We start from the raw sequence: 16,196 nt of genomic DNA, 5'->3' as shown, positions 1-16,196 counted from the left end.
CGGCAATCGCGTTATGAACCAGGACGAAACACATGTCGGCATCGAAGCCCAAGCTGCGCTCCCAAGAATGGTTCGGCACCGCCGACAAGAACGGCTTCATGTACCGAAGCTGGATGAAGAATCAAGGGATTCCCGATCACGAGTTCGACGGCAGGCCGGTCATCGGCATCTGCAATACGTGGTCTGAACTCACGCCGTGCAATGCGCACTTTCGCAAGATCGCCGAACACGTGAAGCGCGGCGTCTACGAGGCGGGCGGCTTTCCCGTGGAATTCCCCGTGTTTTCCAATGGCGAATCGAATCTGCGCCCGACCGCGATGCTCACGCGCAATCTCGCGGCAATGGACGTGGAAGAAGCCATTCGCGGCAATCCGATCGATGCAGTCGTGCTGCTCACCGGCTGCGACAAGACCACGCCCGCGCTCTTGATGGGCGCGGCGAGTTGCGACGTGCCCGCTATCGTCGTGACGGGCGGGCCGATGTTGAACGGCAAGCTCAATGGCAAGGACATCGGCTCGGGCACGGCCGTGTGGCAACTGCATGAATCGCTTAAGGCGGGCGAGATCGACCTGCATCAGTTCCTCTCGGCGGAAGGCGGCATGTCGCGTTCGGCGGGAACCTGCAACACGATGGGCACCGCTTCCACGATGGCCTGCATGGCCGAGGCGCTCGGCACATCGCTGCCGCACAACGCGGCGATCCCGGCCGTGGATGCGCGCCGCTACGTGCTCGCGCACATGTCGGGCATTCGCATCGTGGAGATGGCGCTCGAAGGCCTCACGTTGTCGAAGATTCTGACCCGCGAAGCATTCGAGAACGCGATCCGCACGAACGCGGCTATCGGCGGCTCGACGAACGCGGTCATTCACCTGAAGGCGATTGCAGGCCGTATCGGCGTGCCGCTCGAACTGGAAGACTGGACGCGCATCGGTCGCGACACGCCGACCATCGTGGACTTGATGCCCTCGGGCCGCTTCCTGATGGAAGAGTTCTATTACGCGGGCGGCCTGCCCGCCGTGCTGAGGCGCCTGGGCGAAGCGAACCTGTTGCCGCATCCCGATGCATTGACGGTGAACGGCAAATCGCTTTGGGAGAACGTGAAGAACGCGCCAAATACGAACGATGAAGTGATTCGCGAACTGAGCAACCCGCTCATTCAGGATGGCGGCATTCGCGTGTTGCGCGGTAATCTCGCGCCGCGCGGCGCCGTGCTGAAGCCGTCGGCAGCGACGCCCGAACTGCTCAAGCACCGCGGACGCGCGGTCGTGTTCGAGAACCTCGAACACTATAAGGAGCGCATCGTCGACGAATCGCTCGATGTGGACAAGGACTGCGTGCTCGTGATGAAGAACTGCGGACCGAAGGGTTATCCCGGCATGGCCGAAGTCGGCAACATGGGTCTGCCGCCGAAGCTGTTGCGCCAGGGCGTGAAGGACATGGTCCGTATTTCCGATGCACGCATGAGCGGCACCGCTTACGGCACGGTGGTGCTGCACGTCGCGCCGGAAGCGGCGGCCGGTGGTCCGCTTGCCGCCGTGCGCGATGGCGACTGGATCGAGCTCGACTGCGATGCGGGCACGCTGCATCTCGACATCAGCGACGAAGAGCTGGCGAGCCGCATGAGCGGTCGCGTGCCGCCGCGCGTGCATGGCGATGGCGGTTATCAGCGCCTGTACGTCGATCACGTTCTTCAGGCAGACGAAGGTTGCGACCTGGACTTCCTCGTCGGCAAGCGCGGAGCAGCGGTGCCACGCCACTCGCATTGACCACGAGGATACGCATGACATCGGCATATAAACTCGCCGTCGCGGGGATCGGCAAGATCGCGCGCGACCAGCATCTGCCCGCCATTGCCGCGCAGCCCGGCTTCGAGCTCGTCGCATGCGCGAGCCGCAACGCGAGCGTCGACGGCGTGCGCAATTACGCGGACCTCGATGCGTTGCTCGCCGCCGAGCCGTCGCTCGATGCGGTATCGCTCTGCGCGCCGCCGCAAGTGCGCTTTGCGCAGGCACGCGCCGCGCTCGAAGCGGGCAAGCATGTGATGCTCGAAAAGCCGCCGGGCGCGAGCGTGAGCGAAGTCGAGGCATTGCGCGACATCGCGCAAACGCATGGCCGCACGCTCTTCGCAAGCTGGCATTCGCGCGCTGCGAGCGCTGTGGAGCCGGCGCGTGCGTGGCTTGCGTCGAAGGAAGCGGGCGCGGTGCGCGCGGTCGAAATACGCTGGAAAGAAGACGTGCGACGCTGGCATCCGGGCCAGCAATGGATCTGGGAGCCGGGCGGCCTCGGCGTGTTCGATCCGGGCATCAACGCGCTTTCCATCGTCACGCGCATCCTGCCGCGCGAGATCGCATTGCGCGCGGCGACGCTCACCATTCCGCGCGATACCGCAACGCCCATCGCCGCCGAGCTCGATTGCGTCGATACGAACGGCGCGCCGGTGCGCGCGTCGTTCGACTGGCGTCATGGCCCGGTCGAGGAGTGGGACATCGATGTCGATACGGACGGCGGCCGTTTGTCGATCCGCGAGGGCGGCAAGCGCCTGTCGATCGCGGGCGAAGCCGTTTCGCTCGGACCGGAGCGCGAGTATCCGGCGCTGTATGAGCGGTTCCGCGAACTGATCGAACGGGGCGAGAGCGATGTGGACGTGCGTCCGCTCAGGCTCGTCGCGGACGCATTTCTGTTAGGCAAACACGTGGAAACCGAGCCATTCGGCCGCTAAATCAAACGACATTCACCAACAAAAGCCAGACCAAGGAGACACGTCATGAACCAACAAATTCGCCGCCTGACCTTGCGCGCCATCATGGCCGCGATGTGCGTCGCGCCTTTCGCGCTTCACGGCGCGGCGCAAGCCGACGAGCCGCTCAAGATCGGCTTCCTCGTGAAGATGCCGGAGCAGGCATGGTTCATCAACGAGCAGAAGGCTTCGACCGCGCTGGGACAGAAAGAGAACTTCACGTCGGTGAACATCGGCACGCCGGATGGCGAGAAAGTGCTCGCGGCCATCGACAACCTCGGCGCGCAAGGCGCGCAGGGCTTCGTGATCTGCGCGCCGGACGTGCGCCTGGGACCGGCCATCGCCGCGCGCGCGAAGCGCTACAACATGAAGTTCGTTTCGGTCGATGACCAGCTCGTCGATTCGTCGGGCAAGCCGCTTTCGAACGTGCCGCACCTCGGCATGTCGGCGTTCAAGATCGGCAATCAGGTCGGCGATGCCATTGCCGGCGAAATGAAGCGCCGCGGCTGGAAGCCGGAAGAAGTCGGAGCGCTGCGTATTACGGACTACGAACTTCCGACGGCGAAGCTGCGCACCGATGGCGCCACGCAGTCGCTCGTCGCGAACGGCTTCAAGAAGGAAAACATCTTCGACGCGCCGCAGAAGACCACGGACGATGAAGGCGGCTTCAACGCGGCATCGCCGGTGCTCGCGCAACATCCGAACATCAAGAAGTGGGTGATCTTCGCGCTGAACGAAGAGTCCGTGCTGGGCGGCGTTCGCGCCACGGAACAGCTGCATATTCCTTCGGCGGATGTGATCGGCGTGGGCATCAACGGCGCGGGCGAAGCGTTCGCCGAGTTCCAGAAGAAAGAGCAGACGGGCTTTTTCGGCACCATCGCGGTGAGCTCCACCAACCACGGCAAGCAAAGCGCGCAGAATCTCGTCGACTGGATTCGCAGCGGCAAGCAGCCGCCCGCCGACACGCAAACCACGGGCAAGCTGATGACGCGTGAGAACTGGAAGTCCGTGCGTACCGAACTCGGTATCTAAGCACGCATGGATACGACGACGGACGACGTGACCCTCGCCCCGGCGCACGGCGAGCGCGGCGCATACCTGGAACTCGACGGCATCACTGTGAGCTTCCCGGGCGTGCGCGCGCTCGACGGCGTGTCGCTGTCGGTGCGCGCGGGCGAAGTGCACGGCTTGATGGGCGAGAACGGCGCGGGCAAATCCACCTTGCTCAAGGTGCTTTCGGGCGTCAACAAGCCGCAAGCGGGAACGCTGAAGCTCAATGGCGCGGAACACCGCTTTACGACGACGCGCGAGGCGATTGCTGCGGGCATTGCGATCATCTATCAGGAACTGCACCTCGTGCCGGAACTGACGGTGGCCGAGAACCTGATGCTCGGGCAATTGCCGAATCGCGCGGGCGTGCTCGACGAACGCGCGCTCGTCAAACGCGCGATGGCCGAACTGGAACGACTCGGCGAACGGATCGATCCGCGCACGCCGGTGAAGAACCTCTCGATCGGCCAGCGGCAGATGATCGAGATCGGCAAGGCGTTGATGCGCGATGCGCGCGTGATCGCGTTCGACGAGCCGACGAGCTCGCTCTCCGCGCGCGAGACGAAGCAACTGTTCCGCATCATCGACGCGCTTCGCGCCGACGGACGCGCGATCATCTACGTCACGCATCGCATGGACGAAGTGTATGAACTGTGCGACCGCGTGACCGTGTTCCGCGACGGCCGGCGCATCGAGACCTTCGAATCCGTCGCAGGCCTTTCGCGCGACCGGCTGATCGCGTGCATGGTCGGCCGTTCGATCGCGGACGTCTATGGTTATCGCTCGCGCGAAGCCGGCGACGTGATGATCGAGGCAAAGGGGTTGCTCGGGCCAGGCCTTTCCGAGCCGGTGTCGTTCAGCGCGCGGCGCGGCGAGATTCTCGGCTTCTTCGGTCTCGTCGGCGCAGGGCGTTCCGAATTGATGAAGCTGCTCTACGGCGCGACGAAAGCGAGCGAAGGGCACGTCGAACTCAAAGGCAAGCGCGTGTCGTTTGCGAGCCCGCGCGATGCCGTGCGCGCGGGCATCGCGCTGTGCCCCGAAGACCGCAAGCAGGAAGGCATCGTCGCGATCGCGTCCGTCGCGGACAACCTCAACATCAGCGCGCGCCGTCATTTCAGCCCCGCGCGCTTCCTGCTCGATGCACGCCGCGAGCGCGCGCTCGCGCAGGAATACATCGCGAAGCTCGCAATCAAGACGCGCAGCGGCGAAACCGCTATCGGCACGCTGTCGGGCGGCAATCAGCAGAAGGTGATTCTTTCGCGCTGGCTCGCGGAACGCATCGACGTGTTCCTGATGGACGAGCCCACGCGCGGCATCGATGTCGGCGCGCGTGCCGAGATCTATAACCTTTTGTATGAGCTCGCCGAAGCGGGACGCACGGTGATTCTCGTATCGAGCGATCTGGCCGAAGTGATCGGCGTGTCGGATCGCATCATCGTGATGAAAGAAGGACGCATTGCCGGCGCGCTGCCGAAGTCGCAGGCGACGCCGGACGAACTGATCAAGCTCGCATTGCCCCGCTGACTGCTGACCCCAGCGGCGGCCCCGGAAAGACGAAACGAATTAGAGCCAAGCCATGCAAACTCCAGGCACTTCCTCCACGAGCGATGCTCAAGCGCCCATTGCGCCCTCGCAGGCGCGCATGTGGGACCTCATCAACAAGTCGGGCATCGTCGTGGTGTTCCTGGTGCTGTTCGCGGTGCTCTCCGTCACGGTGCCGGGCTTTCTCACGCCCCGCAATATTCAGGGGCTGCTGCTCTCGGTGACGTTGATCGGCTCGATCGCGGTCACGATGATGTTCGTGCTCGCGCTCGGCGAAGTCGATCTCTCGGTGGCCTCCATCGTCGCGTTCGCGGGGGTGATGGCATCGACCGTCATCACCGCGACGCATAGCGTCATGCTCGGCGTCGCGGCGGGCATTCTCGCGGGCGGCGCGGTCGGACTCGTGAACGGCGTGCTGATCGCGCGCTTCAAGATCAACTCGCTGATCGCGACGCTCGCGATGATGGAAGCGGTGCGCGGTCTCGCGTTCCTCACGTCCAACGGCGACGCCGTAATGATCTCCGAAGAGCGGTTCTTCGATCTCGGCGGCGGTTCGTTCCTCGGCATCTCGTATCCGATCTGGAGCAACATCGTCGGCTTCGTCGTGTTCGGCTTCCTGCTGAAGAAGACGGTGTTCGGCAAGAACGTGCTGGCCGTCGGCGGCAACAGCGAGGCGGCCGTGCTCGCGGGCCTGCCGGTCACGCGCATCAAGATCACCGTGTTCGTGTTGCAAGGGCTCGTGACCGGCTTCGCAGGCGTCATGCTCGCCTCGCGCATGAGTCTCGGCGACCCGAAGACCTCGGTCGGGCTCGAACTCGGCGTGATTTCCGCGTGCGTGCTGGGCGGCGTGTCGCTGACGGGCGGCGTCGCGACGATCTCGGGCGTGCTCGTCGGCGTGCTCATCATGGGCGCGGTGCAGGACGCGATGAGCCTGCTCAACGTCCCGACGTTCTATCAATACCTCATTCGCGGCGGCATTCTGTTGCTCGCCGTGCTGTTCGACCAGTTCAGGCGCAGCAAGCGCGCGGTCTGAACGATACGGGCTGCGGGCGTCGAGAAGCCGCAAAGAATGACAAAAACGCCTCCAAACTAGGCAGACGCCCGTCACCGTGTAAACTAACGGGTTTTTGCCTGCGGTGTTATCGTGCAAGCCCCCACGCGCACGGCGATCAGCGGGCCGGCGCTCGTGCGCCTGCTCGCGCGTTTCGCCGATCTCGATGTTCACGCACCCGGTTCCTCGCTGTCGGACCGTCTGAGCCAGTGGCTCGGCTGGACCGACGCGATCGCGTTGTCCACCGCGCTTAGCGGCGATCCGCCCGCCATTCCCGGCGTGCGATCCGCATCGGACGTGGAAGAAGCGGCCTGCGCGCGCGTGCGTGCGTCGCTGACGAGTGCCATCGTCGGCGACAAGGGCAACGCTCCGGGCGCTCACCGGCGACGCGCGCCGGTGCAGGCGCCGCCTCCTGATCTGGCCGTGGACTACGCCGTCTACCGACAGCGGTATCTGTCGCTGCAACAGGCGATGGAATCCGAGATCGGCGCGCTACGCGCTCGCGTGCGCGCGACGCTGGCGGCGAAGTCGACGCGCATGGCGCGGCTTGCCGTCGTCGATGCCGTGATGGAACAGGCGCTCGCCGCGCGCGAACGCGCGCTGCTGGCGCAAGCGCCGGCGCTCCTCGGCAAGCATTTCCAGCGCATGCGCAGCGCGCATCAGGCGTCTTCCGACGACGCATCCGCATGGCTCGGCGTCTTCGAACAGGACATGCAAAGCGTCCTGCGCGCCGAACTGCACGTACGTTTCCAACCGGTCGATGGTTTGCTCGCGGCATGTCAAACCGCTCACTGAACGCTATGCCCCGTTACCTTCTGAATGTAGCTGTCTTTCTCGTGGGCCTCCTGGCCGTCTGCGGTATAGCCATTGGTTATATCGGCTCGAATGCGCTCGCGCTCGCCGTCACGCTCGTGATCGGCGCGTGCTATCTCGTGGGCGCGTCGGAACTGCAGCGCTATCAACAAACAACGCGCGAGCTGGCCACCGCAGTCGGCGCATTGAATGCGACGCCGCCGAGCCTTGCATCGTGGCTCGAACAAGTGCCGGCGAATCTGCGCAATGCGGTGCGTTCGCGCGTAGAAGGCGAACGCACTGTGTTGCCCGGTCCTGCGCTCGCGCCGTATCTCGCGGGCTTGCTCGTCCTGCTCGGCATGTTGGGCACGCTGCTCGGCATGGTCGCGACGCTGCGCGGCACAGGCGCCGCGCTCGAAAGCTCGACCGATCTCGCGGCTATCCGCGCATCGCTCGCCGCGCCGGTGACGGGCCTCGGCTTCGCGTTCGGCACGTCGATAGCGGGCGTCGCGACCTCCGCGATGCTCGGGCTGCTTTCCACGCTATGCCGTCGCGAACGCCTGCACGTCACGCAACTGCTCGACATGAAGACCGCGACGACGCTGCGGCCCTTCACGCAGACGCATCAACGCGAAGCGACGTTCCGATTGCTTCAACGTCAGACCGAGATCATGCCGAAGCTCGTCGATCGTCTTCACGCGATGATGAGCGCCATCGAACAGCAGAGCGTCGCCGCGAACGAGCGGCAGTTGGCGAATCAGGCCGCGTTTCATGCGAACACGGAGACGGCGTACCGGCGCCTTGCCACCTCGGTGGAACTGTCGTTGAAGCAAAGCGTGGCCGATAGCGCGCGCGCGGCGAGCGCCGCATTACAGCCCGTGATGCAGGCGACGATGGACGGCATCGCACGCGAAACGAAGGCGTTGCACGGCAGCATCGAACAGGCTGTCGGGCGACAACTGGATGGCTTGTCGAACGGCTTCGAGGCTTCCGCGCAGAAGATCGCCGGTATCTGGGATCGCTCGCTGCAAGGGCATCAGGCGTCCAACGAGGCGCTCGTCGACAAGATGAATGCGTCGCTGGAACGCTTCGCGCAAGGCTTCGAACAACGATCTTCGACGCTGGTGGAAGACGTGTCGTCGCGCATGAAGCAGACAGCGGACGGACTCGACGCAACGCTTCTCAAACACGAAGAGGCGAGCGCGGCGCTCGTCGCGCAGACGGGTGCTTCGCTGGATCGTTTCGCGCAAGCCGTGGACGAGCGCTCGCAGAATCTGGCCGCCGGCATGGCGACGCACATCAACGGCGTAACGACCGAATTGCATGCTTGCGTCGAGAAGATCGCCGCCGCATTGAATGAGTCGGTCGTGAAGCACGAGCAGACGAGCGCGGCGCTCGCCACGCAGACAGGCGTTTCGCTCGATGGCTTCGCGAGCCGTTTCGAGGCACGCGCGAGCGACTTGCTCGAAGGGATGTCGTCGCGGCTCGACAGCACATCCGCTGGCATGTCGGACGCCTGGCGCAGCGCGCTTGCCGCGCAGCAGCAGGCGGGCGAGCAACTCGCCGCGCAGCATCGAGGCGCTCTGAACGAGGCAACCGAACGCTTTGAAGTGCATTCCGCATCGCTAGTGAAGTCAGTCGATGAAGCCCATGCGAAGCTCGCTGCAGCGCTCGCTTCGAACAACGATGCTCGCCTGAACGCGTGGACCGAAGCCCTCGGCGCGGTATCCGCGACCTTGCGCGACGAATGGCAGCAGACGAGCACCTTCGTCGAGCGCCGTCAGCAGGAGATCTGCGACACGCTCGCGCGCACGGCGAGCGAGATGTCGGACGCGTCGCGCTCGCATGCGAACGGTCTCATCGCTGAAATCGAAAAGCTCATGCAGGCTGCATCGCAAGCGCCCAAGGCCGCGGCTGAAGTGGTCGCGGAAATGCGGCAGATGCTCTCTGATTCGATGGTGCGCGACACCGCCATGCTGGAGGAGCGCAGCCGCCTGCTCGCCACGCTGCACACGCTGCTCGATGCGGTGAATCTGGCGTCCACCGAACAACGCACGGCCGTCGATGCGCTCATCTCCACGTCGGCGGATCTGCTCTCGCGCGCAGGCTCGCAATTCAGCGACAAGATCGAAAGCGAAGGCGCGAAGATCAGCGCGGTGGCCGCGCAGGTCACCGGCAGCGCTGTCGAAGTGGCGAGCCTCGGCGAAGCGTTGGGCGCGGCCGTCGAGTCCTTCGGCGCGGCGAACGAGACGCTCGTCACGCATTTGCAGCGCGTCGAAACGGCGCTCGACAAGACGCTCTCGCGCAGCGACGAGCAGCTTGCGTATTACGTCGCGCAGGCGCGCGAAGTCATCGACCTGAGCGTGATGTCGCAGAAGCAGATCGTCGAAGACTTGCAACGCATCGCCGGACAGCGTGAGTTGGACGGAGCGCGCGCATGAACGAAGAACTCGATGGCGGCATCGAAAGCGCCGCGCCCATCTGGGCGGCTTTCGCGGACTTGATGTCGGTGCTTCTCGGCGCGTTCGTGCTGATACTCGTCGCGGTCATCGGCGTGCAGTTGCAGCTTTCCACCAAGCTCGAACAGGCCGTCAAAGAACGGCAACAGGAAGCGCAGCGGCGCAAGACGCTGGAACAGGCGCTCGCCGGACCGCTTGCGTCCGGGCGCGTGACGCTCGTAAACGGGCGCATCGGGATCAGCGGGAACGTGTTGTTCGCGCTCAACTCGGATCAACTGCAACCGCAGGGACGTGATGTGCTCAAGAGCCTCGCCGGGCCGCTGTCCGCGTATCTCGGCACGCACGATCAGGTTCTGATGGTGAGCGGTTTCGCCGATGACCAGCAGGTTCGCGAAGGCAATCGCCGGTTCGCGGATAACTGGGAGCTGTCGGCCAAGCGCGCGTTGACCGTGACGCGCGCTTTGATCGATGCAGGCGTCGCGCCGTCATCGGTATTCGCGGCGGCCTTCGGTTCCGAGCAGCCCGTCAGTTCGAATGCCGACGACGAAGGCCGCGCTAAGAATCGCCGCGTCGAAATATCCGCTGTGCCGCGTCCGACGAACTCGCTGGTGAAGCCCCGTGGATGACGACATGAATGCCCGCGCGATGCTGGACGCATGGCGCGCGCGCGGCGAGCATCGCGTCAATCCCGTGCGTTATCGCTTCATCGAGGCGCTGGCGCGGCGCGCCATGACGCACGGAGGCGAGGCGAGACGCATCATCGACGCGCGCCTGTCATCGCTCTTGAACGACTACGCGGATACGGTCGCGCAGGCAACCGCCCGGCAAGCCGTTGCAGCGCATGCGCCGAAAGGACCGCTTGCCGTGTTGCTCGACGACATGGCCCGTCACGCGGCCACGCATCCGTCGCATGAAGAACTGCTGGAGTATTTGCGGGGCGTCTGGTCGAAAGTCAGCGCCGAGCGGCAGTTGCGGGAGTCGCAGCAGAAGGTGCCGAAGAACGCGGGCCCGCTCAATTCGAGCAGCCTCGTGCATCGTTCGCTTGCTTTGATGCGCGAGGCTTCGCCGGAATACTTGCAGCATTTCCTCGCGTACGTCGACACGCTTTCGTGGATGGAAGAGATGACAGGCGCGAACGCGCCTGCCGGAAAGGAAGCGCCGCGCGCGAGAAAGCCTGCGCGCGGCCGCAGCGCGCCCTAGTCGAGCCAGCCCTTGATGGTGCTCGCCATCACGTTCGTGGAGATGCCGTAGCGGTCGTGCAGGGTAGGCAAGGCGCCCGCATCGAGGAACGCATCGGGCAGCGCGATTTGTCTGAATGCAGGCGTCACGCCGGCGCTCAGCAGTGCGCACGCCACCGCTTCGCCCAGACCGCCGATCACCGTGTGATTTTCCGCGACCACGACAAGCCGGCCCGAGCGCCGCGCTTCACGAATGATGGTTTCGGTGTCGAGCGGCTTGATCGTCGGCACATGAAGCACGGCCACGTCGACGTTATCCGCTCCCAGCGCCTTCGCGGTTTCGAGCGCGCGCATCGTCAGTAGTCCGGATGAAACGACGAGTACGTCGGAACCGTCGCGCAGCATCTTCGCTTTGCCGAGCTCGAAGCGATAGCCGTATTCGTCGAGCACGGCGGGCACGTTGCCGCGCAAGAGGCGCGCATAGACCGGCCCCTTGTGCGCCGCGATGGCCGGCACCATCTGCTCGATGTCGAGCGCATCGCACGGGTCGATGACGGTCATGTTCGGCATCGCGCGCATCAACGCGAGATCTTCGGCTGCCTGATGGCTCGGGCCGTAGCCCGTCGTGAGACCCGGCAGCGCGGCGACGATCTTCACGTCGAGGTTGTCTTCCGCGATCGTCTGGTGAATGAAGTCATACGCGCGGCGAGTCGCAAACACGGCATACGTCGTGACGAACGGCTGCGCGCCTTCATGCGCGAAGCCGGCGGCCGCGCCCATCAACAACTGCTCGGCCATGCCCATCTGGTAGTAACGCTCCGGGAATTCCTTGCCGAAGATATGCAGGTCGGTGTACTTGCCGAGATCGGCCGTCATGCCGATCACGTTCGACTTCGTGCGCGCCAGTTCGGCGAGCGCATGACCGAACGGCGCGGAACGCGTGACTTGTCCCTCGCTCGCGATCGAGGCGATCATCGCGGAGGTCTTCAAACGCGGCTTCTTTTCGATGGTGCTCATTCTGTTCTCCTTGCTTACCGGCTCGATTCGAGTGCTTCCAGCGCGAGTTGCCACTCGTGCGCGTCGACTCGGATGAAGTGATTCTTCTCACGCTGTTCGAGGAACGGCACGCCGCAGCCCATCTTCGTATCGCATACGATGATGCGCGGCTTCGCTTCCTGCAGATTGCGCGCGTTGTCGAAGGCTTCCTTCACGGCGTCGATATCGTTGCCGTTCACGCGCTGCACGTACCAGCCGAACGCTTCGAGCTTCGGCACCAGCGGCTCGAAGGCCATGATCTGCGTCGACGGGCCATCGGCTTGCTGATTGTTCACGTCGATCATCGCGATCAGGTTGTCGAGCTTCCAGTGCGCGGCGGACATCAAGCCTTCCCAGATTGCGCCTTCGTCGAGCTCACCATCGGAGAAGAGCGTATAGACGAAAGACTTCGAGTTCTTGCGCTTGAGTCCGAGACAGCGGCCCACGGCAATGGTGAGACCCTGTCCGAGCGAGCCGCCCGACATTTCCATGCCCGGCGTATAGCTCGCCATGCCGGACATCGGCAGACGGCTGTCGTCGCTGCCGTAAGTTTCGAGTTCTTCTTGCGGCAGGATGCCGGCTTCGAAGAGCGCCGCATACAGCGCAATCGCGTAGTGACCGTTCGAAAGCAGGAAGCGGTCGCGCGCTTCCCAATCGGGATCTTCGGGGCGGTAGTTCATCGCGCCGAAGTAACTCACGGCCAATACATCGGCGATATCCAATGCCTGACCGATGTAGCCCTGGCCCTGCACTTCGCCCATCAAAAGGGCGTTGCGGCGAATGCGATAGGCGCGCTCGGCGAGCGTCACCTCCTCGATAACGGGACTGCTCATGTTCGTCTCCTTGAGATGATAGGTAGTAATGCTTATCGATTGACCGTCTTAGCAGGCACGAGGAAAACCAGCGCCGCGCCGACGACGACCGCAGCCGAGATAAAGATCAGGCCTGCCGTGGACTTGCCCGTGAGATCGTTGAGCCAGCCGACGATGGCGGGCGAGAAGAAGCCCGCGAGATTGGCGAAGCAGTTGACCGCGGCGATGCCTGCGGCCGCCGACATGCCGCCGAGCACGGCAGTAGGCAGCGACCAGAACTGCGACGACGAAGCGAGAATGCCCGCAGCGGCGACGCTCACGCAGACGATCGACGCGCCCACGCTGCCAAGCATCGGTAAGGTGGCGAAGCCGGCGGCGGAAACAAGCATGGGGATCGCGAGATGCAGACGGCGCTCGCGGTGCTTGTCGGCGCTCGCCCCGATCAGCGGCAGCGCGATGATGGCGCACAGATACGGAATCGCGGTGAAGATGCCGACCCACAGCGGGTCTGCGACGCCCGCACGACGCACGATAGTCGGCAGCCAGAACGTGAGGCCGTACTGACCGAGCACGACGCAGAAATAGATCGCGGCCATGAGCCACAGACGCCGGTCGCCGATGAACGAGCGGATCGACACGTGTTCGAGCTTCTGCGCGTTGTCCTTCTCGACATTGCGAGCGAGAAGTGTCTTTTCCGCATCGGTGAGCCACTTCGCGCTGGCAATGCCATTGTCGAGATAGAACAGAATCACGACGCCGAGCACGAGCGACGGCAATGCTTCGAGGATGAAGAGCCACTTCCATCCCGCGAGTCCGTGCGCGCCTTGCAGTGCATGCATGATGTAACCGGAGAGCGGCCCGCCGATAATGCCCGCGAGCGGGATCGCCATGAAGAACAACGACAACGCTTTGGCGCGGCGCGCGGCGGGGAACCAGTAAGTCAGATAAAGAATGACGCCCGGTGCAAAGCCTGCCTCGGCCACGCCGAGCAGGAAGCGCAGGATATAGAACATGGTCGGCGACTTCACGAACACGAAGCTCGCGGAGATGACGGCCCACGTCAGCATGATGCGAGCGAGCCAGTTGCGCGCGCCCACCTTGTGCAGTATTACGTTGCTCGGCACTTCGAAAAGGAAATAGCCGAGAAAGAAAATGCCTGCGCCGATGCCATAGATGGTTTCGGAAAAGCGCAAATCATTAAGCATTTGCAGCTTCGCGAAGCCGACGTTGACGCGATCCAGATAAGCGCCGAGATAGCACAGCATCAGAAAGGGTATGAGGCGGCGTCCGACCTTCGCATAGGTCTTTGCTTCGAAAGTGGCGGTGTCGGCCGACGACGAGATATCTGCCGCGAGCGGCGGCGCGGTGAAGCGAGGTTTCATGTTTGTCTCCTGCCATGACTCGTTACGCCCCGGTTAGTCCGGGTGCGCTGAATGCGCCTGCGCGTGAGGCGGGCGCACGCGACATCAATGAATCAGCATGCCTCCGTTGACGTCCAGCGTGACACCCGTGAGATAGCTCGACAGATCGCTGGCGAGAAAGAGGCACGCATTGGCGATGTCGGCCGCATCGCCCAGACGGCCGAGCGGAATGCCTTTGATGATGTCCGCGCGCATCTCGGGCGTGAGCTTGTCGCCGGTGATGTCCGTCTGAATGAGACCCGGCGTGATGGAATTCACGCGAATGCGATCGGCGCCGAATTCGCGCGCCATGGCGCGCGCGAGTCCCAGAACGCCGGCCTTCGCTGCGCTGTAATGCGGCCCGCCGAAGATGCCGCCGCCGCGCTGCGCCGATACCGACGACATGCACACGATGCTGCCGCTCTGCTGCTTCTTCATCTGCCCGATGACTGCTTGCGACATGTAAAGCGTGCCGCGCAGATTGACGTCGATCACGGCGTCGAAATTCGCCGCGCTGATTTCGAGCGTCTTGATGGGTTGCGTGATACCGGCGTTATTGATGAGCGCGTCGATGCGGCCGTATTTTTCGATGGTCGCGTTGGCGGCGGCGACGCATGCGTCCTTGTCGGTGACGTCGCATGCGAGGCCCAGGTGTTCTTCGCCGATATCGCGTGCGGCGCTTTGCGCGTCCGCTTCACGCAGGTCCAGAATGACGACGCGCGCGCCTTGCGCGGCAAGCGCCTTTGCCGTCGCCTTGCCAATGCCACGCGCCGAAGCCGCGCCGGTCACGATCACTACACGATTGTCGAGCAACATTGCTGTCTCCATGGTTTGTTCGGTGTGGAGGCAGTTTCGTCGCGTTCGACGCAGCGATCAACGCGGTTCGGTTCAACTCATGCTGAGAAATTTTCAGGTATCGCAGGCTCGGGTTAACCCTTCGGCACGCGCCCCATGAGGTAGAACTCGTCGTTGGGCCGCATCGACGTGACATTCGCCATGCGGTTTGACAAGCCGAAGAACGCAGTGATGGCCGCGATGTCCCACACGTCTTCGTCGCTGAAGCCGTGTGCATGAAGCGCGGCGAAATCGGCATCGTCCACGGCGCCGGCTTCGCGGCAGACCTTCAGCGCGAAATCGAGCATCGCCTTTTGACGCGGCGTGATGTCGGCCTTGCGATGATTCACCGCGATCTGGTCAGCCAGCAGCGCGTTCTTTTCATAGATGCGCAAGATTGCGCCATGCGCGACGACGCAGTAAAGGCATTCGTTGACGCCGCTCGTGGCCACCACGATCATTTCGCGCTCGCCTTTGGTGAGGCCGCCTTCCTTGAGCATCAACGCGTCATGGTAGGCAAAGAATGCGCGGAACTCGTCGGGCCGGTGCGCAAGCGCAAGAAATACATTCGGAACGAAGCCCGCCTTGTCCTGCACTTCGCGTATGCGCTCGCGTATGTCGTCGGGCCATGCTTCAGGGTTCGGAACGGGAAAACGGCTGATGGGCAAGGTGGGCATGACGTCTCCGTTGGAGCCTCGAGCGGGCTCGTTGACGAAGTATGCCGCAGCAAACTTGCGGGCGGTCTATTGACCTTGAGCGCCGCCGTTCGTCGTGGATGGCGCGCCGGGCTGATTGGTCGTGCTGCCGCTGCCGCTCCTCAGCATCGGCTGCATTCCGCCTGCGGAACCTTGTCCGGGCGATCGCATGCCGTCGCCTGCGCCGCCGGTGCCGCCACCCGGCGTGGGCGGCCGCATGGCGGACGCGGGGCCCTGGTCAGCGCCGCTGCGGCCTGCGGCCGACGTGTTCACCGAAGGTCCGGCGCCCGGGCTTCCGCTGCCGCTCCCGGCAGCCAGCACGGTGCCCGACACAGAGAGAGCCATTGCCGCGATCAATGCCCGCGCTTTCATGAGTCATGTCTCCTGCGAACGCAATAGATGCGATCCGCTCGCGCTGCTTTACGACGCCAGCGCGAGCGGACCTTTTGCACCACTCGACGCAATCACGGCTGGCGTTGGCCGCCCTGATGCATCGGCTGCTTCTGCTGATTCTGCTGCTGTTGGCCTTGCGCCTTCCCTTGGTCGTTACGCGGATTGGTCGGGTTCGAATTTCCGAGCTTGGACGATGGCATTGCTTCACTCCTTTGCAA

16 protein-coding genes are annotated in these 16,196 nt (G+C 63.9%); 9 read left to right on the top strand and 7 right to left on the bottom strand.

Features of this window, described 5'->3' with window-relative positions; translation table 11 throughout:
- Nucleotides 1-32: 32 nt before the first annotated feature.
- The 9 genes from JYK05_RS25185 (at nt 33) to JYK05_RS25145 (ending at nt 10,831) form a co-directional block, all read left to right on the top strand.
- Complete coding sequence (locus tag JYK05_RS25185; protein WP_206470580.1) at nt 33-1,766, top strand: IlvD/Edd family dehydratase; 1,734 nt, start codon at nt 33-35, stop codon at nt 1,764-1,766.
- A 14-nt stretch (nt 1,767-1,780) separates the two neighbouring features.
- Complete coding sequence (locus JYK05_RS25180) at nt 1,781-2,719, top strand: Gfo/Idh/MocA family protein (RefSeq protein ID WP_206470579.1); 939 nt, start codon at nt 1,781-1,783, stop codon at nt 2,717-2,719.
- Nucleotides 2,720-2,764: 45 nt separating this feature from the next.
- Nucleotides 2,765-3,769 carry an arabinose ABC transporter substrate-binding protein gene (locus JYK05_RS25175; protein WP_206470578.1) on the top strand — a complete coding sequence of 335 codons (1,005 nt, stop codon included), beginning with the start codon at nt 2,765-2,767 and terminating at the stop codon, nt 3,767-3,769.
- A 6-nt stretch (nt 3,770-3,775) separates the two neighbouring features.
- The gene (araG, locus tag JYK05_RS25170) at nt 3,776-5,311 is read left to right on the top strand and encodes an L-arabinose ABC transporter ATP-binding protein AraG (protein ID WP_241270099.1); all 1,536 of its coding nucleotides are present in this window, start codon (nt 3,776-3,778) and stop codon (nt 5,309-5,311) included.
- 52 nt (nt 5,312-5,363) lie between these two features.
- The gene (gene araH, locus JYK05_RS25165; RefSeq protein ID WP_206470577.1) at nt 5,364-6,362 is read left to right on the top strand and encodes an L-arabinose ABC transporter permease AraH; all 999 of its coding nucleotides are present in this window, start codon (nt 5,364-5,366) and stop codon (nt 6,360-6,362) included.
- Nucleotides 6,363-6,470: 108 nt separating this feature from the next.
- Entirely contained in the window at nt 6,471-7,175 is a 705-nt protein-coding gene (locus tag JYK05_RS25160; protein WP_206470917.1) for a DUF3348 domain-containing protein, read from the top strand.
- 5 nt (nt 7,176-7,180) lie between these two features.
- Nucleotides 7,181-9,613, top strand: a complete 2,433-nt coding sequence (locus JYK05_RS25155; protein ID WP_206470576.1) for a DUF802 domain-containing protein — start codon at nt 7,181-7,183, stop codon at nt 9,611-9,613.
- Nucleotides 9,610-10,257, top strand: coding sequence for an OmpA family protein (locus tag JYK05_RS25150; protein WP_175946010.1), 648 nt, complete (start codon nt 9,610-9,612; stop codon nt 10,255-10,257). Before JYK05_RS25155 ends, JYK05_RS25150 begins: the two co-directional genes overlap by 4 nt.
- 4 nt (nt 10,258-10,261) lie before the next feature.
- Nucleotides 10,262-10,831 carry a DUF2894 domain-containing protein gene (locus JYK05_RS25145; RefSeq protein WP_206470575.1) on the top strand — a complete coding sequence of 190 codons (570 nt, stop codon included), beginning with the start codon at nt 10,262-10,264 and terminating at the stop codon, nt 10,829-10,831.
- Here the strand turns inward: JYK05_RS25145 and JYK05_RS25140 are convergent.
- The 7 genes from JYK05_RS25140 to JYK05_RS26570 form a co-directional block, all read right to left on the bottom strand.
- Nucleotides 10,828-11,826 (bottom strand): transketolase family protein, encoded by a 999-nt coding sequence (locus JYK05_RS25140; protein ID WP_206470574.1) that lies wholly within the window; start codon nt 11,824-11,826, stop codon nt 10,828-10,830. The genes JYK05_RS25145 and JYK05_RS25140 overlap by 4 nt on opposite strands.
- 14 nt (nt 11,827-11,840) lie before the next feature.
- Complete coding sequence (locus JYK05_RS25135) at nt 11,841-12,677, bottom strand: transketolase (RefSeq protein ID WP_206470573.1); 837 nt, start codon at nt 12,675-12,677, stop codon at nt 11,841-11,843.
- Between the two features lie 32 nt (nt 12,678-12,709).
- Entirely contained in the window at nt 12,710-14,038 is a 1,329-nt protein-coding gene (locus JYK05_RS25130) for an MFS transporter (protein ID WP_175946014.1), read from the bottom strand.
- 84 nt (nt 14,039-14,122) lie between these two features.
- Entirely contained in the window at nt 14,123-14,872 is a 750-nt protein-coding gene (locus tag JYK05_RS25125; protein WP_206470572.1) for an SDR family NAD(P)-dependent oxidoreductase, read from the bottom strand.
- Nucleotides 14,873-14,985: 113 nt separating this feature from the next.
- On the bottom strand, nt 14,986-15,567 hold the full coding sequence (locus tag JYK05_RS25120) for a peroxidase-related enzyme (protein ID WP_206470571.1): 582 nt from the start codon (nt 15,565-15,567) through the stop codon (nt 14,986-14,988).
- A 66-nt stretch (nt 15,568-15,633) separates the two neighbouring features.
- Nucleotides 15,634-15,957, bottom strand: coding sequence for a hypothetical protein (locus tag JYK05_RS25115; RefSeq protein WP_175946016.1), 324 nt, complete (start codon nt 15,955-15,957; stop codon nt 15,634-15,636).
- Between the two features lie 92 nt (nt 15,958-16,049).
- Nucleotides 16,050-16,178 carry a hypothetical protein gene (locus JYK05_RS26570; protein ID WP_255751465.1) on the bottom strand — a complete coding sequence of 43 codons (129 nt, stop codon included), beginning with the start codon at nt 16,176-16,178 and terminating at the stop codon, nt 16,050-16,052.
- Nucleotides 16,179-16,196: the final 18 nt, after the last annotated feature.

It is taken from the genome of Caballeronia sp. M1242 (assembly GCF_017220215.1).
GTDB lineage: Bacteria > Pseudomonadota > Gammaproteobacteria > Burkholderiales > Burkholderiaceae > Caballeronia.
The sequence above is the reverse complement of the archived record's forward strand: the minus strand, read 5'-3'. Positions and strand labels throughout refer to the sequence as shown.